Origin of the sequence: Mesorhizobium sp. M0058 (assembly GCF_040323095.1) — a bacterium.
Classification (GTDB): domain Bacteria; phylum Pseudomonadota; class Alphaproteobacteria; order Rhizobiales; family Rhizobiaceae; genus Mesorhizobium.
The window spans coordinates 12,303-28,184 of sequence record NZ_JAMYUQ010000014.1 but is presented as its reverse complement, the minus strand read 5'-3'; the positions used below and the strand labels follow the sequence as shown (position 1 = coordinate 28,184).

Sequence of the window (15,882 nt, the reverse complement as noted above, 5' to 3'; positions counted from 1 at the left end):
GAAGCCCGCGCCACAGACAGGATTCCAGAAATTGGCTGAAGACATCGAACAGGCGGTATCGCGCCGCCGCACTTTCGCGATCATCGCCCACCCCGACGCCGGAAAGACGACGCTCACCGAAAAGCTGCTGCTGTTCGGCGGCGCCATCCAGCTTGCCGGCGAGGTCAAGGCCAAGAAGGATCGCATCCAGACCCGGTCCGACTGGATGAAGATCGAGCGCGAGCGCGGCATTTCGGTCGTCACCTCGGTGATGACCTTCGAATATGAGGACAATGTCTTCAACCTGCTCGATACGCCCGGCCACGAGGATTTTGCCGACGACACCTACCGCACCCTGTCGGCGGTCGATAGCGCCGTCATGGTCATCGACGCCGCCAAGGGTATCGAGCCGCGCACGCTGAAACTGTTCGAAGTCTGCCGGCTGCGCGACATCCCGATCATCACCTTCATCAACAAGATGGACCGCGAAAGCCGCGACCCGTTCGAAATTCTCGACGAGATCGAGCAGAAGTTGGCGCTGGACACTGCCCCCATCACCTGGCCGATCGGCCGCGGCAAGACTTTTGCCGGCACCTACCACCTGGCGCTCAACGCTGTGCGCAGGGGCGATGCCGAGAAAGACCGCACGCCGGTCAACGGCCCCGACTCCAACCGCGTCGCCGGCCTGCTGCCGGAAAACGAGCGCGAGGCCTTCATCGAGGAGCTGGAGCTCGCGCGCGAAGCTTGCCGCCCGCTCGACATCGACGCCTTCCGCGAAGGCCATCTGACACCGGTCTATTTCGGCTCGGCGCTGCGCAATTACGGCGTGCGCGACCTGATCGAGGCGCTCGGCGCCTTCGGCCCGCCGCCGCGTGCGCAGGACGCAGACACCCGCAAGGTCGAGGCGACGGAGGAGAAGATGACGTCCTTCGTGTTCAAGATCCAGGCCAATATGGACCCCAACCATCGCGACCGCATCGCCTTCGTGCGCGTCTGTTCGGGCAAGCTCGAGCGCGGCATGAAGGCCAAGCTGGTGCGCACCGGCAAGCCGATGAGCCTGTCGGCGCCGCAGTTCTTCTTTGCCCGCACCCGCGTCACCGCCGACGAAGCGTTTGCCGGCGATGTCGTCGGCATTCCCAACCACGGCACGCTGCGTATCGGCGATACGCTGACCGAAGGCGAGGAGATACTGTTCCGCGGCGTACCCAACTTCGCGCCGGAAATCCTGCGCCGTGTGCGCCTCGGCGACGCGATGAAGGCGAAAAAACTCAAGGAAGCGCTGCACCAGATGGCCGAGGAAGGCGTCGTGCAGCTGTTTTCGCCGGAAGACGGCTCGCCGGCCATCGTCGGCGTTGTCGGCGCGCTGCAGCTCGACGTCTTGAAGGAAAGGCTGAATTTCGAATACACGCTGCCGGTCGAATTCGAAATGTCGCGCTTCTCGGTCTGCCGCTGGATCTCTGCCGACGACAAGGCCGAAACGCTTCGCTTCATTGAGGCGCATCGCGGCGACATCGCCCGCGATCTCGACAACGACCCGGTGTTTCTGGCCCAGAACGCCTTCTCGCTGAACTACGAAGCCGAACGCTGGAGGGCGATCCGCTTCGCCACCATCAAGGACTACCAGGTCCGCGACAAGGCGGCGTAAGGCGCCCCTTTTCCTTCTGCCCGCTTACGCGGAGAAGGTGCCCGAGGGCGGATGAGGGGCAGCGCCGACCTTGAAGGGTCAATTGGCTCCAACGCGCGCCGGCCGTTCGCGTGGCTCAGGGCGTTCGAAGCTCGAAAAGCAAAGCAATTGGCTTTTCGTCCGCTACGCGGCCGCTTCTCACCCCTTCGCAGCTTCCTCGATCTTGGCAATATCGATCTTGCTCATCTGCATCATCGCCGACATCACCCGCCCGGCCTTGGCCCGGTCCGGATCCAGAAGCAGGCGCGGCAGTTGCTCCGGCACGACTTGCCAGGAGACGCCGAACTTGTCCTTCAGCCAGCTGCATTGCGACGGTTCGCCGCCGCCTTCGATGAGCTTGTCCCAGAAATAGTCGACCTCTTCCTGCGTCTTGCAGTCGATCGACTGTGACATCGCCTCGTTGAACTTGAATTGCGGTCCGCCGTTCAGCGCCTGGAACTGCACGCCGTCGAGTTCGAACGTGGTTACCAGCGCCTTGCCGGCATCGGTATGGCCTTCGGGCCAACGCAGCACGCTCAGTACCTTCGAGTTCTTGAAGATGGAAACGTAGAAATTCATCGCCTCTTCGGCCTGGCCATCGAACCACAGGCAGGTGGTGATCTTTTGCATGTCATGCTCCTCGGGTGTTTGGTTGCGGTTACAGGTGAAGCGGCTGACTTATAGAAATGGTGCCATTCCCTTGCCGTCGTCCCAAGGACGGATGCCGGGCTAGCGATCCGACACTGGCCGGCAATCTTTTTCGAAACCCTGATTTCAGCGAGACTCTGGCGCATTGCAAAAATGTGGCCAGACCATACTTGCCGGTCTATAAACCCCGCGGTCCAAATTAAGCGCCGCCACGCTCCGCGTTGAGCGCAGCCAACCAGCCAAGGAACATTCATGCCGGCCTATCGCTCCCGCACTACCACCCACGGCCGCAACATGGCCGGCGCCCGCGGCCTGTGGCGCGCCACCGGCATGAAGGACTCGGATTTCGGCAAGCCGATCATCGCGGTGGTCAATTCCTTCACCCAGTTCGTGCCGGGTCATGTCCATCTCAAGGACCTTGGCCAGCTGGTGGCGCGCGAGATCGAGAAGGCCGGCGGTGTCGCCAAGGAATTCAACACCATCGCCGTCGATGACGGCATCGCCATGGGCCATGACGGCATGCTCTATTCGCTGCCGTCGCGCGAGCTGATCGCGGACTCGGTCGAATATATGGTCAACGCGCATTGCGCCGATGCCATGGTCTGCATCTCCAATTGCGACAAGATCACGCCCGGCATGCTGATGGCCTCCTTGCGCCTCAATATCCCAAGCGTCTTCGTCTCCGGGGGGCCGATGGAAGCCGGCAAGGTGGTGCTCGCCGGCAAGACACAAGCGCTCGACCTGGTCGACGCCATGGTTGCCGCCGCCGACGACAAGATCTCCGACGAGGACGTCAAGGTCATCGAACGCTCGGCCTGCCCGACCTGCGGCTCGTGCTCCGGCATGTTCACCGCCAATTCGATGAATTGCCTGACCGAGGCGCTCGGCCTGTCGCTACCCGGCAATGGCTCGACCCTCGCAACCCACGCCGACCGCAAGCGGCTGTTCGTCGAGGCCGGCCATCTCATCGTCGATCTCGCCCAGCGCTGCTACGAGCAGGATGATGAGTCGGCACTGCCGCGCAGCATCGCCTCCAAAGGCGCCTTCGAGAACGCCATGACGCTCGATATCGCCATGGGCGGCTCGACCAACACCGTGCTGCATATCCTGGCCGCCGCCCATGAGGGCGAGGTCGATTTCACCATGGAAGACATCGACCGGCTGTCACGCCGCGTTCCGGTGCTGTGCAAGGTCGCACCGGCCAAGTCCGACGTGCATATGGAAGACGTCCACCGCGCCGGCGGCATCATGGCGATCCTCGGCCAGCTCGACAATGCCGGGCTGCTCAACCGCAACCTGCCCACGGTGCATACGGCAAGCCTGGGCGAAGCGCTTGACCATTGGGACATCTCCCGCACCTCGAGCCAGAGCGTCCGCGACTTCTTTCTCGCCGCTCCGGGTGGCGTGCCGACACAGGTCGCCTTCAGCCAGGACCGCCGCTGGGACGAGCTCGACCTCGACCGCGAGAAGGGCGTCATCCGCTCAGCCGAGACGCCGTTCTCGAAAGACGGCGGCCTTGCCGTGCTGAAAGGCAATCTGGCGCTCGACGGCTGCATCGTGAAGACGGCCGGCGTTGACGAGTCGATCCTGAAGTTCACCGGCCCGGCCCGCGTGTTCGAAAGCCAGGACGCTTCCGTGAAGGCGATCCTGTCCAACGAAATCAAGGCCGGCGATGTCGTCGTCATCCGCTATGAAGGACCGCGCGGCGGTCCCGGCATGCAGGAAATGCTCTACCCCACGAGCTATCTAAAGTCGAAAGGCCTCGGCAAGGCCTGCGCGCTGGTCACCGACGGCCGCTTCTCCGGCGGCACATCAGGCCTGTCGATCGGCCATGCCTCGCCCGAAGCAGCGGAAGGCGGCACGATCGGACTGGTGCAGGAAGGCGATACGATCGAGATCGACATCCCCAACCGCACGATCCGGCTTGCTGTCAGCGACGCTGAACTCGACGCGCGCCGCGCGGCCATGGAGGCGAAGGGCGCCATGGCCTGGAAGCCCGAGGAAAAGCGCAAGCGCAAGGTGACGACCGCGCTGCGCGCTTACGCCGCCTTCGCCACCAGCGCCGACAAGGGCGCGGTGCGGCACGTACCGGAGTGAGGGGTGCGGCGCCGACCCCCACCCCGCTGCTGCGCAGCGACCCTCCCCACAAGGGGGAGGGTAAAGCTCACGGCATCAGCTGATATTCGTAAAGCTTCTGATACAGCCCGCCCTGGTTGAGCAGCGTGCGATGCGCGCCGCTTTCCACCACCTTGCCGGCCTCCAGCACCACGATCGTGTCGGCCTGGTGCACGGTCGACAGGCGGTGGGCAATGACGATGGTGGTGCGCCCGACCGTCAGCTGCTGCAGCGCGTCGCGGAAAAGCGCCTCGGATTCGGCGTCGAGCGCGCTGGTCGCCTCGTCGAGCAGCAGGATTTCGGCATTGCGCAGCATGGCGCGCGCGATCGAGATGCGCTGGCGCTGGCCGCCTGACAGCAGCGCGCCATTCTCGCCGACATCCGTGTCGTACCCTTTCGCCTGGGCGCTGATGAAGTCATGTGCATTGGCGGCCCTTGCGGCGGCCATTACTTCCTCGTCCGTGGCGCCCTCGCGCCCGAGCCTGATGTTGTGCATGATCGTGCCGGCAAACAGGAACGTGTCCTGGCTGACATAGGCGATCTTTTCCCTGACCGAGGTGAGCGTGGCACAAGAAATGTCCTGCCCGTCGAACATCACCCTGCCGACCTGCGGGTCGTACATGCGCATGATCAGGTTGAGGATGGTCGACTTGCCGCTGCCCGAGGGTCCGACCAGCGCCGTCATCTTGCCTGCGGCAAGCGTCAGGTCCAGTCCCTCGAACACCGGCGCGCTTTCGGGGTAGGCGAAGCTGACATTGTCGAAATGGATCTCGCCCGGCCCGGCCCGCAGCGGCTTTGCATCCGGCTTTTCGGCCAGCGTCAGCGGCCGGTCGGCGAGCTGGAACATCATGCGCACGCCGACAATGCCGGTTTCAAGCGAGATGCGTACGCGGGCCAGGCGCTTGGCCGGCTCATAGGCCAACAGCAGCGCCGCGATGAACGCCATGATGTTGCCCGGCATCTGACCGCCGCCGCCCAGAACCAGGAAGCCGCTGACAAAAACGGCGCCAGCGATGGCCAGCCCCGCAAGCGTTTCCATCACCGGGCTGGTGGCGGCCTCCAGCGTGGCGATGTTGTTGGCGCGGCTCTCCACGTCCGACACGGCCTTGTACATGCGCTTGCGCATGGCGCCTTCGAGACCGAAGGATTTGACGACGCGCACGCCGATCGCCGTTTCCTGCATCACCTGCACGATCTGGCCGAGCGAACGGAATTCTTGCGAGGCAATTTTTCGGACGCGCTTGAGGATACGATTGACGCCGTAAATGGCGATCGGCCCGATCACCAGACAGATCAGGGACAGCGCCGGCTGCTGCCAGACCATCACACCCACCAGCGCAGCCAGCGTCACCAGGTCGCGAACATAGGACGTGACGATTTGGTCGAGCACGCTGCGCGCGGCCTGGGCATTGTTCGTCATGCGCGAAATCAGTTCGGACGAAGAGGTCGAATGATAGAATTCGATGCCTTGTGCAAGAATGCTGTCATAGATCTTGCGCTGCCGGTCGGCGATGATGGCATTGCCGACCCTGCTCATGAAGTAGGCCTGGATGAAGTTTGCGAAGCCCTTGAGAATGAAAATCGCTCCGGTCGCCGCCGCGATCAGATTGACCTGCCCAATCCTCTTGTAAACCACGAATTCATTGGTGATTTCGCGCAGCATATAGGCGCTGGCTGCTGTCGTTGCCGCCACCACCAGCATCGACAGAATGGCCGCAGCGTAGCCAAATCTATGTGCGTGAAAGGATTCCCGCAAAAGCCTTGCGATAAGGCGCTGGTTTTCCGTCGAACGGAAGAAGCGAAACAAATGGCCGATCCCATGACTGACTGACGAATTTCGGATTCGCCACCGGGGCGAAAGGCGGCTTATAGAGCGAGTTGTGGCCGGATGGAACCTTTCGCTGTCGCGGAGACAATCGGCTGCGGCACGGTGTCTTTTGCGCCACGATTGCGGCGTTCGAGCTTCAGGGAGATGACGACAGATGGATTTCGACCTTGTTGTGCGCGGCGGAACGCTGCCCGACGGCACCGTCGCCGATCTCGGCATCATCGGCGAGACGATCGTCGCCATCGAGCCCGAACTGCATGTCAGCGCCGGCACGGCGATCGACGCCCGTGGCAATCTGATCTCGCCGCCCTTCGTCGATCCGCATTTCCATATGGACGCCACGCTGTCCTACGGCATTCCACGCATCAACGCTTCGGGCACGCTGCTGGAAGGCATTTCGCTGTGGGGCGAACTGAAGCCGCTCTTGACCCATAACGCGGTGCGCGAGCGGGCGCTCGCCTATTGCGACTGGGCGGTCTCGATGGGCCTGCTCGCCATCCGTACCCATGTCGATGTCTGCGACGACCGGCTGCTGGCGGTCGAGGCGCTGCTCGACGTCAAGAAGATTGTCGCGCCCTATATCGATCTGCAACTGGTAGCCTTCCCGCAGGATGGCTTCTACCGTTCGCCGACGGCGCGCCAGAACACGCTGCGCGCGCTCGACATGGGCGTCGACATCGTCGGCGGCATCCCGCATTTCGAACGCACCATGGCCGACGGCACGCGCTCGGTGACCGAATTGTGCGAAATCGCGGCTAAGCGCGGGCTGATGGTCGACCTGCATTGCGACGAGACCGACGATCCGCTGTCGCGCCACATCGAGCAGCTTGCCTATGAGACCCACCGCCTTGGCCTTCAGGGCAAGGTGGCCGGCTCGCACCTCACCTCGATGCACTCGATGGACAATTATTACGTCTCCAAGCTCCTGCCGCTGATTGCCGAGGCCGGTGTGTCGGCGATCCCCAATCCGCTGATCAACATCATGCTGCAGGGCCGCCACGACACGTTTCCCAAACGGCGCGGAATGACCCGGGTGAAGGAGATGCTGGCGCTCGGCATCCGCGTCGGTTGGGGCCAGGATTGCGTTCTCGACCCCTGGTATTCGCTGGGCACCGCCGACATGCTCGACGTCGCCTTCATGGGGCTTCACGTCGCTCAGATGTCGAGCCCTGCCGACATGGCACGCTGCTTCGACATGGTCACCAATGTCAACGCCGCCATCATGGGCCTCGATCATCTCGGCCTTGCCGTGGGCAAGCGCGCCAGCTTCGTCATCCTCGATGCCGGCAATCCGATCGAAGCCTTGAGGTTACGTGCCGAACGGCTGTGCGTCGTCGCCAGGGGCAAGGTGGTGGCCGAGCGCACGAAACAGGAGACACGGCTGTCGATCGCCGGCCGTCCCGGACAGGTGAACCGGCGGCACAAAACTGCGTAGAAACAGCCGATTTCCGCCGCTGGTCTTACCGATTTGCCTCGTCAAAGCGACCGCTTGCAGCTAGGGAGCCGCATGGCCCAGTCGCTCGTCCGCACCTTCACTATCAGGAACGCGCTTCTGGCCGGCATCCTCTTGATGCTGGCCGGCGACTTCATGTTCGCGCTGAACGACGCGATGGGCAAATGGCTGGTCGCCAGCTTCTCGGTCGGCCAGGTGGTGCTGATCCGATCCATCGGCGCCTTCATCGTGCTCGGCCCGATGATCGCCAACCAGGGCGCCCGCAGACTGTTCCGGATGGAGCGGCCGGTCCTCCAGATTCTGCGCGTGCTGGCGACCACGGCGGACACGGCGCTGTTCTATGCCGCCGTCGTCTATCTTCCGCTTGCCGACGTGATGAGCTTCTACATGGCCGGGCCGATCTATGTGGCGGCGCTGTCGCATTTCCTGCTCGGCGAAAAGGTCGGCTGGCGCCGCTGGGCCGCCATCATGGTCGGCTTCTGCGGCGTGCTGATCATCTTGAAGCCGTCTTCGGCGGCGTTCTCGCAGTCCTCGCTGTTCGCACTGGTCGGCAGCATCGCCTTCGCCTTTGCCATCATCCTCAGCCGCCGCCTGCGCGGCACCAGCGACACAACGCTGGTCACCTGGCAGACTATCGGCACGCTGCTGGTCGGCGGCGTGATGACCATAGGCGCCTGGCAGACGCCCTCGGCACTCGATTTCGGCGCCATGCTCCTGCTCGGCATCGTCTCCTGCAGCGCGCATCTGATGATTACCAGGGCGCTGAAACTGGCCCCTGCCTCGACGCTGGCGCCGCTGCACTACAGCCTGCTTCTATGGGCGGTGATCTTCGGCCTGGCATTCTTCGGCGACCTGCCGGGACCGCGCATCCTGATCGGCTCGGCCATCGTCGTGTTCGCCGGCCTGTTCATCTTCCACCGCCAGAAGGTGGTCGAAACAGTCGTGCCGCCGGAGAACGTGCCGAAAGGCGTGAATTGACCTAACCTTGGCGCACCGCCGCCAGATGCCGTGAAAACTCAGGCGTTTCCATCAGCGCCTTGCAACGGGCGAAGCGGCCGTCGGCATAGGCGTGGAAGTCCTCGACCGGGTTGTTGTTGGCAAGCTGGATCAGCCCCCACAACGTCCACAACAGGTCGCACATCGCCTTGTAGATAACGACGCGGCCGCGCTCGGCCGGTTTCGCCTCGCCGCCGAAATAGGCGCGCATCATCTCTTCCTCTTGCGTGGTGTCGAACCGACCTTCGACCGAGAGGTCGCCGAGGTCCCAGAGCGGGTCGTTCATCCCCGAATATTCCCAGTCGACGATCCACATCCGCTCGCCCGTATCGAGAAAATTCTCGCACAGTGGATCGCAATGGCAGGCGGCAATCGGCAGTCTATGGGCAGCAAGGGCGGCACGCACGGTGTCGGATTCGCGCACCACGTCGTGGTAGCCCGGCGGCAAGGCGACGTCCTTGGTCGACAAGACCTTGAGATAGTCGTCGATCATTGCAAACAGCTCGAAGCGGAACGGAAACACCGCACCGGACGCGTGCAGCCTGCGGAAGGCTTCGCCGGCGCGGGCCGGGCTGCCGGCGCGCAGCTTGAATTTTTCCGGCGACATCGTCACGGCGCCGGCAACGAAGCGGCTCGCCAGCACGCCTGTCGCAGGGTCGACATGCAGCACTTCGGGGCTGACGCCGGCTTTGGCCGCCTCACGCGCCGCCACCGCTTCATTGGCGCGGTTGATATATTCCTCGGTGCCTTTGCCGGGGATACGCAGGCAGATATCGCCGGCCCGAAAGACGAGATTGGTCATCCCGCCGAGCCGCTCCAGCGGTCCGTCATAGCCCGCCAATGCCGGAATCGCCGCAAGTGTTGCGCGTGCCTCGTCGGTCCCCATGCCTGTTGCCCCTGGCGTGTTATTTCTTGCGACAACGGTTCCACAGTTTTCGCCGTTTGGCTATCATCCCGATCGAGGGTGAGCAGCGAGCTGGCGGAGAAACAGCCATGGCGGGCAACAAGGATCATGGCGGGCTTGGCGCCGCCTATGCGGCGCAACGGCCCGAGGACGTCGCCGCGATCTATGACAAATGGTCGGAAACCTACGATGCCGATATGTCGGCCGCCGGCTACCGCCATCCGACGATCTGCCTGGCCCTGCTGGCCCGCCATCTGCCGCGCGGCGCCGCACCGCTTCTCGACGCCGGCGCCGGCACCGGGCTGATCGGCGAGTGGCTGGCCATCACCGGCTATCCCCAGGTCGAAGCGCTCGATATTTCGCAAGGCATGCTGGCCAAGGCAGCGGCAAAGGGCGTCTATTCGGCGCTGCATTGCCTGGCGCTCGGCGGCCCGCTGCCCTTTGCCGACAATGCCTATGCCGGCATCGTCTCGGCCGGCGTTTTCACCTCCGGCCATGTCGGCGCCGGGGGGCTGGATGAACTGATCCGCATCTGCCGGCCGGACGGCATCATCGTGCTGACGGTCAAGAACACGCTGTGGAACGCCGGCTTCGCCGAACGCATCGCTGTACTCGAAGCTGAGGGCAGGGTCGTTCGTGCCGAGGAGACTGCGCCTTATGTTTCGATGCCGGGCGAGGCTGACACCGTGCCCAGCCGCGGCCTTGTGCTGCGCGTGAGCTGAGTCTGGCGCAGCCTATGCCTTGATCCTGCTCATCGAAGGATCGTACATCGGTTCGAGATGGATCTTCGCCGGCGTCCGTTCCATCGCGACCACCAGCTCATAGTCCCCTGAGCTGAGAAAATCGTCGCTGACGCCATCGGCGTTGCGGACATAGCCATAGCCGATGTTCTTAGCCAGCGTGTAGCCATAACCGCCGCTGGTGAGATAGCCGACCGGTTCGCCATTGCGCAAAATCGTCTCGCGCCCGACCAGCACGATATCGGGATCGTCGACCGTGAAGCCGGCAAAGCGTTTCTTCAGGTCGGCGCCGCTGATCTTTTCGAGCGCCCGCCGGCCGACGAAATCGGTGTTCTTCCTCAGCTTCACCGCCCAGCCGAGGCCGGCCTCCTGAGGCGTGTCGTTGGGGGTGATGTCGGAGCCCCAGGCGCGGTAGCCTTTCTCCAGCCGAAGTGATTCCAGCGCCCGGTAGCCGATCGGCCGGATGCCGTGCGGCTTGCCTGCCGCCATCAGCGTGTCGAAAATCTCGCCGGTGGCGGCGATCGGCACATGCAATTCCCAACCAAGCTCGCCGACATAGGTGACGCGCAGCGCCCGAACCGTATGGCCGGCAGTCGTGATCTCGCGGATATGGCCGAACGGGAAGGCGGCGTTCGAGACATCGGCATCGGTCACGGCAGCCAGAACGTCGCGGGCCCGCGGTCCCATCAGTGACAGCGTGCCGAAATCCTCAGTGACATCTTTCAGCGTCACGTCGAGACCCTTGCCGACATGGTCGCCGATCCAGGAGAGATCATGCGTGCGGAAGCCGGTGCCGGTCACGATGTAGAATTTGTCTTCGGCGAGCCTGGCCACCGTCAAATCGGCCTCGATGCCGCCGCGCGTGTTGAGAAGCTGCGTGTAGGTCAGCCGTCCCACCGGCTTGGCGACATCGTTGGCGCAGATCCAGTCCAGCGCCTTAGCCGCATCCGAACCCGTCATTTCGTATTTGGCGAAGGACGACTGGTCGAAGATGCCGACTTTCTCGCGCACATGGCGGTGCTCCTCGCCGACCGGGCCAAACCAGTTCTGCCGGCCCATGGAATAAATGTCTTCGGATGTGGCGCCCTGCGGCGCGAACCAGTTCGGCCGTTCCCAGCCGAGCTTGGAGCCGAACACCGCGCGGTGCGCTTTCAGCCGCTCGTAGAGCGGCGAGACGATGCGCGGCCGGCCCGACAGATACTCCTCATGCGGAAAGCCGATTGTGTAATGCTTGCCATAGGCTTCCAGCGTGCGATCGCTGACCCATTGCCGATCGCGGTGCAGACCGGAAAACCGCCTGATGTCGACCACCCAAAGGTCGAGCGGCGCTTCGCCGTCGACAACCCATTGCGCCAGCACCCAGCCGGCGCCGCCGCCGGAAGCGATGCCGAAGGCGTTGAAGCCGGCGCCGACGAACATGTTGGCGCATTCGGGCGCGACACCGAGGATGAAATTGCCGTCCGGCGTAAAACTCTCCGGCCCGTTGATCATCTGCTTCACGCCGACCGTCTCCAGCGCCGGCACGCGCGCGATCGCCTGGCTCATATGCTGCTCGAAATGATCGTAGTCGTCGTCGAACAGCCGGAACTCCCAGTCATCGGGGACATCGCCGCCGGGCAGGCCGGTCGCCCAGGCTTGTGGGTTCGGCTCATAGCCGCCCATCACCAGCCCGCCGACCTCTTCCTTGAAATAGGTACGGCGGTCGGGATCGCGGATTGTCGGCGCGTCGGTCGCCAGCCCGTCGATCTTCTCGGTGATGATGTACTGGTGCTTGACCGGTTGCAGCGGCACGCAAATGCCGGCCATCGCGCCGACCTGGCGTGACCATTGCCCGGCGCAGTTCACCACCTTGTCGCAAGCAATGTCGCCCTTGTTGGTCTTCACCGCGGTGATGTGCCCGTCCGTCATGTCAAAGCCGGTAACGCGGACGTCCTCGAACAGCTTGGCGCCATGCATGCGCGCGCCCTTGGCCAGCGACTGCGTGATGTCGGAGGGGCTGGCCTGCCCATCGGTCGGCAGCCAGGAGGCGCCGACGAGGTCGCCGGTCTCCAGCAGCGGCCACATCTTTTTGACCTCCCCCGGCGACAGCAACTGCATGTCCATGCCGAAGCTCCTGGCCGTCGTCGCCAGCCGTTTATATTCGGTCCAGCGGTCGGCATTGGTCGCAAGCCTGAGGCACCCGGTCATCTTCCAGCCGGTAGCGAGCCCGGTTTCCGCTTCCAGCCCCTTGTAGAGCTCGACCGAATATTTGAGCACGCGGGTGATCGAGGCGGACGAGCGCAGCTGGCCGACCAGCCCGGCCGCGTGCCAGGTCGAACCCGAGGTCAGCTTCCCCTGTTCCAGCAGCACGACATCGGCCTTGTGGTCGCGTGCCAGGTGATAGGCCGTCGAACAGCCGATAATGCCGCCGCCGATGACGACGATGCCGGCATGTGTAGGCAATGTCATGACTGTGTCCCGTACTTCGTGCGGTAATTGTCCAGCGCCCCGTCGAGCCGCGTCAGGTTCTCTGCGGTGTAGGCGACGTAGTCGATGCCGGGCGCGTCGAGGTAAAGTTCGGAAACCATGCTCCACATCGCCTCGCGCAGCAGCGAGGCGCATTGCATGGCCGCGTGCGAGCGGCGGATCGCCTCATCCGGCTCGCGCATGAAATACGCCGTGAGGAAAGTGAAGGACTCCGCGTCGCTCATCTCGGCGTTGGAGGCAACGCCGGCAAGATCGAACATCGCGGTGTTGAAACCGGCATATTCGAAATCGATGAGCCACAACCTGTCGCCATCGTCGAGGATATTTGCCGGCAGAAGATCGTTGTGGCCGAATACGATCGGCAGCAGCTTCTGCGCCCGCTCCAACTCGTCGGCCAGAGCCAGCAGCCTGGGCAGCTCGTCGCGCTTGCGGCTGCCGCCTTCGCTCAGCGTTCGCGCATAGTCGCGGATGACATGGAAGACCCAGAACATGAAGCCGGCGCCGGAGATGTGATTGGGCATCTCGCGATGGAACCCGCGCATAAGGGCTGCGACGCGGCCGATATTGGCGCGCACGTCCTCGGCAACATAGGTTTTCGCGCCGAGGAATTCCGTGACCATGATGCCGGGTTCGGAATGGCGGACCGCCGGCGCGAAGCCTGCGGCGTGCGCCGCGCGGGCCGTCATCACCTCGCGGTCGCGAAAGACGTGGTGAAATGGATAGTCCTGGCCGAAGCGCACGACATGCCGCCCGGCCGCGTCCTTGACCAGATAGTTGGCGTTGCTGAGGCCGCCCGGCAGCGGCGCAATGTCGATGCTGCCATTCCAGCAAGGCAAGGCCCGGATGCGGTCTTCAGCAGTCACGGGGCCATCCCTGACTTTTGCGGAGCTTTCCTGGGCGCCATGCGCCGCGCAACGAGCGTTGGGAAACGCAAAAAATCTCGTCGGTGCGGGACGCAGGAACTCCTATCCCGCGCCGCACCGACGAGCCCCTCTGGCCAGGTTTTGATACCCGGTCTCCGCCCCCGCGGATTTGAGAAACTTTTGTGCCAGTTCAAACCCAGACGGTCTGGCCAGACGGTCCGGTCCGTGAATTGCGGCTCTGCCATCACCCTCCCGTGGCAGTTCCGAAGCTGTCACGCCGTCAATGTCACGCCAGTGCTACCTAACTGTCAATGAAATGTTGTGACTTTTTTTGGGTGTTTTGCCCGAAACCACGAGCAATTCCTTTAAAAACGGCGGCATTGCCCTAAAACCGGGCAGGCCGCAAATTGAGGAAGCCAGATGATCCATTCGAAACGGCATGGCGAAATCCTCCGCCTCCTCAAGGAAGAGGGCACCGTCACCATTGCCAGCCTCGCCGACCGGCTGGGGGTTTCGCTTGAAACGGTGCGCCGGGATGTCAAGCCACTGACCGGCAATGGCTCGGTGCTCAAGATGCATGGCGCCATCGGCCTGCCGTCGATGGCCGGCGAAGCGCCCTTCGAGCGGCGCATGCGCGACAATGCCGAGCCCAAGCGGCTGATCGCCCGCATGGTCGCTGCCACCATTCGCGACGGTGAATCGGTCATGCTGGACACCGGCACCACGACCTCGTTCCTGGCCCGCGAACTGCTCGGCCACCGGCGGCTGACGGTCGTCACCAACTCGTCCGATATCGCCCGCACGCTGGCCACCGTCAACGGCAACAAGGTCTATATGGCCGGGGGCGAATTGCGCAGCGATTCCGGGGCCGCCTTCGGCGCCTCGGCGATCGATTTCGTCAGCCGCTTCTCGGTCAGCCATGCGGTGATTTCGATCGGCGCCGTCGATGCCGCCGCAGGCCTTGCCGACTACGATCTGGAAGAGGCGGAGTTCGCCCGCATGGTGCTGTCGCGCGGCCAGCGCTCGCTGGTCATCACCGACCACACCAAGTTCGGTCGCCAGGGTCTGGTCCAGGTCTGCGGCTTCGACGGTTTTTCCGAACTCGCCACCGACCAGCCGCCGCCGCGCGACATTGCCTCGGCACTTGCCGAGGCTGGAGCGCGCCTCAGCATCGCTGCGGCCTAGCCAAACACCAGCGACTGGCGCGCCGCGATCCCGGCCCATGCCGCCACCCGATACCACGAAGGCGATGTTGTGCATCATGCGCGCCGCGTCGCCGGCCGCATAAGATGTCGTTCTGGTGAAAAATTGTTTTTCAATCATCCCGCTCTTCGCAATGTCCATGCAACTTGGCAGCCGCAAACAGCGCCTCGTCGAAATGCGGGCCGGGCGAATCGCCCGCATCAGCAATGAGGCCACCATGCTGCAAACGATGCCTTGTCTTTCCTGGACGCTTGCGCGCTCCGACCTGGAAGCGGACCCGGCTTGGCCGGACATTCCGCAACTTTCCGCCGGCGACGGTGTATGACGGTGTATAAGGTGTCCAGGATCAAGAACCTCAAAACCTATGACTGGCGCTTCGCATGACTGATCCACTATCGGCGATCCTGGGCTTCGGCCTGCTTGGTGTCGGCTGTCTCGCCTTCACTGAAAAGATCCTGCCGCTGCCGCCCTCGCATGTGCTGCTGCTGTTCCTCGGCATGACGGCAGCCTCCGATCTCCTGGCGCTGGCGATCCTGCTTCTGGTGACGACGCTGTCCGCCATCACAGGCTGCCTTGTCTGGTATAGTGTGGGCCGTAGGATTGGATTGGATCGTGCCGACAGGCTGGTCGAGCGTTTCGGCAAATATGTCTGCTTGCGCTATGCGACCTACAGCAAGCTTGGTCAGGCCTACCGCCGCCATCATGTCCGGGTCTCCTTGCTGGCGCAGTTCATCCCGACGGTTCGCAACTATCTGCCGATCGCGGCCGGCGCGCTCCGTCTTCCACTCTTGCCCTTCGCGGCGGCGACGCTGCTCGGCGCCACGCTATGGAACACCGGCTTCCTCGTCACCGGCTACCTTATGCGCGGCAGCGGCCGGGATTCCTATGCCATCGGCTTTCGCATCATCGTCATCGTCCTGGCGCTGGAGACGGCGTTCATGCTCGCGCTTCGCTACGGTCCTGCCTGCCGGCGGTGCCTCGGGTTCGGCTGACCAGGAGGCGCCTCAAGCCGTATGGGTATAAG

At 63.6% G+C, this 15,882-nt stretch carries 13 protein-coding genes; 8 read left to right on the top strand and 5 right to left on the bottom strand.

Annotation, left to right across the window (positions count from 1 at the left end; all coding sequences use genetic code 11):
• Window positions 1–31: 31 nt before the first annotated feature.
• The gene (locus NKJ75_RS23575) at window positions 32–1,624 is read left to right on the top strand and encodes a peptide chain release factor 3 (protein WP_023685113.1); all 1,593 of its coding nucleotides are present in this window, start codon (window positions 32–34) and stop codon (window positions 1,622–1,624) included.
• Between the two features lie 177 nt (window positions 1,625–1,801).
• Here NKJ75_RS23575 and NKJ75_RS23570 read toward each other — a convergent pair whose 3' ends face one another.
• Window positions 1,802–2,272 (bottom strand): VOC family protein, encoded by a 471-nt coding sequence (locus NKJ75_RS23570; RefSeq protein ID WP_023685112.1) that lies wholly within the window; start codon window positions 2,270–2,272, stop codon window positions 1,802–1,804.
• A 270-nt stretch (window positions 2,273–2,542) separates the two neighbouring features.
• Between NKJ75_RS23570 and ilvD the strand changes: the two genes are divergently transcribed.
• The gene (gene ilvD, locus NKJ75_RS23565; protein WP_023725822.1) at window positions 2,543–4,387 is read left to right on the top strand and encodes a dihydroxy-acid dehydratase; all 1,845 of its coding nucleotides are present in this window, start codon (window positions 2,543–2,545) and stop codon (window positions 4,385–4,387) included.
• A gap of 67 nt (window positions 4,388–4,454) precedes the next feature.
• Here ilvD and NKJ75_RS23560 read toward each other — a convergent pair whose 3' ends face one another.
• Window positions 4,455–6,212 carry an ABC transporter ATP-binding protein gene (locus NKJ75_RS23560; RefSeq protein WP_023698913.1) on the bottom strand — a complete coding sequence of 586 codons (1,758 nt, stop codon included), beginning with the start codon at window positions 6,210–6,212 and terminating at the stop codon, window positions 4,455–4,457.
• A 175-nt stretch (window positions 6,213–6,387) separates the two neighbouring features.
• Between NKJ75_RS23560 and NKJ75_RS23555 the strand changes: the two genes are divergently transcribed.
• Together NKJ75_RS23555 and NKJ75_RS23550 are read left to right on the top strand one after the other, a co-directional pair.
• Window positions 6,388–7,668 (top strand): amidohydrolase family protein, encoded by a 1,281-nt coding sequence (locus NKJ75_RS23555; RefSeq protein WP_352500265.1) that lies wholly within the window; start codon window positions 6,388–6,390, stop codon window positions 7,666–7,668.
• 72 nt (window positions 7,669–7,740) lie between these two features.
• Window positions 7,741–8,664, top strand: a complete 924-nt coding sequence (locus tag NKJ75_RS23550) for a DMT family transporter (RefSeq protein WP_352500264.1) — start codon at window positions 7,741–7,743, stop codon at window positions 8,662–8,664.
• A gap of 1 nt (window position 8,665) precedes the next feature.
• On the opposite strand, the gene NKJ75_RS23545 is transcribed toward NKJ75_RS23550, so the two are convergent.
• Window positions 8,666–9,568 (bottom strand): phosphotransferase, encoded by a 903-nt coding sequence (locus NKJ75_RS23545; RefSeq protein WP_352500263.1) that lies wholly within the window; start codon window positions 9,566–9,568, stop codon window positions 8,666–8,668.
• A 107-nt stretch (window positions 9,569–9,675) separates the two neighbouring features.
• On the opposite strand from NKJ75_RS23545, the gene NKJ75_RS23540 reads away from it, so the two are divergent.
• Window positions 9,676–10,308, top strand: a complete 633-nt coding sequence (locus tag NKJ75_RS23540; RefSeq protein WP_352500262.1) for a class I SAM-dependent DNA methyltransferase — start codon at window positions 9,676–9,678, stop codon at window positions 10,306–10,308.
• 12 nt (window positions 10,309–10,320) lie between these two features.
• On the opposite strand, the gene NKJ75_RS23535 is transcribed toward NKJ75_RS23540, so the two are convergent.
• Both NKJ75_RS23535 and NKJ75_RS23530 read right to left on the bottom strand, forming a co-directional pair.
• Window positions 10,321–12,774, bottom strand: coding sequence for a GcvT family protein (locus tag NKJ75_RS23535; RefSeq protein ID WP_352500261.1), 2,454 nt, complete (start codon window positions 12,772–12,774; stop codon window positions 10,321–10,323).
• Window positions 12,771–13,655, bottom strand: a complete 885-nt coding sequence (locus NKJ75_RS23530; protein WP_023826525.1) for a phosphotransferase family protein — start codon at window positions 13,653–13,655, stop codon at window positions 12,771–12,773. Before NKJ75_RS23530 ends, NKJ75_RS23535 begins: the two co-directional genes overlap by 4 nt.
• 420 nt (window positions 13,656–14,075) lie before the next feature.
• Here NKJ75_RS23530 and NKJ75_RS23525 point away from each other — a divergent pair, with 420 nt between their 5' ends.
• The 3 genes from NKJ75_RS23525 (at window position 14,076) to NKJ75_RS23515 (ending at window position 15,850) form a co-directional block, all read left to right on the top strand.
• Complete coding sequence (locus tag NKJ75_RS23525; protein WP_352500260.1) at window positions 14,076–14,840, top strand: DeoR/GlpR family DNA-binding transcription regulator; 765 nt, start codon at window positions 14,076–14,078, stop codon at window positions 14,838–14,840.
• 157 nt (window positions 14,841–14,997) lie between these two features.
• Window positions 14,998–15,183, top strand: a complete 186-nt coding sequence (locus NKJ75_RS23520; RefSeq protein WP_156933986.1) for a hypothetical protein — start codon at window positions 14,998–15,000, stop codon at window positions 15,181–15,183.
• A 55-nt stretch (window positions 15,184–15,238) separates the two neighbouring features.
• Window positions 15,239–15,850 carry a DedA family protein gene (locus tag NKJ75_RS23515; protein WP_023745235.1) on the top strand — a complete coding sequence of 204 codons (612 nt, stop codon included), beginning with the start codon at window positions 15,239–15,241 and terminating at the stop codon, window positions 15,848–15,850.
• Window positions 15,851–15,882 lie beyond the last annotated feature (32 nt).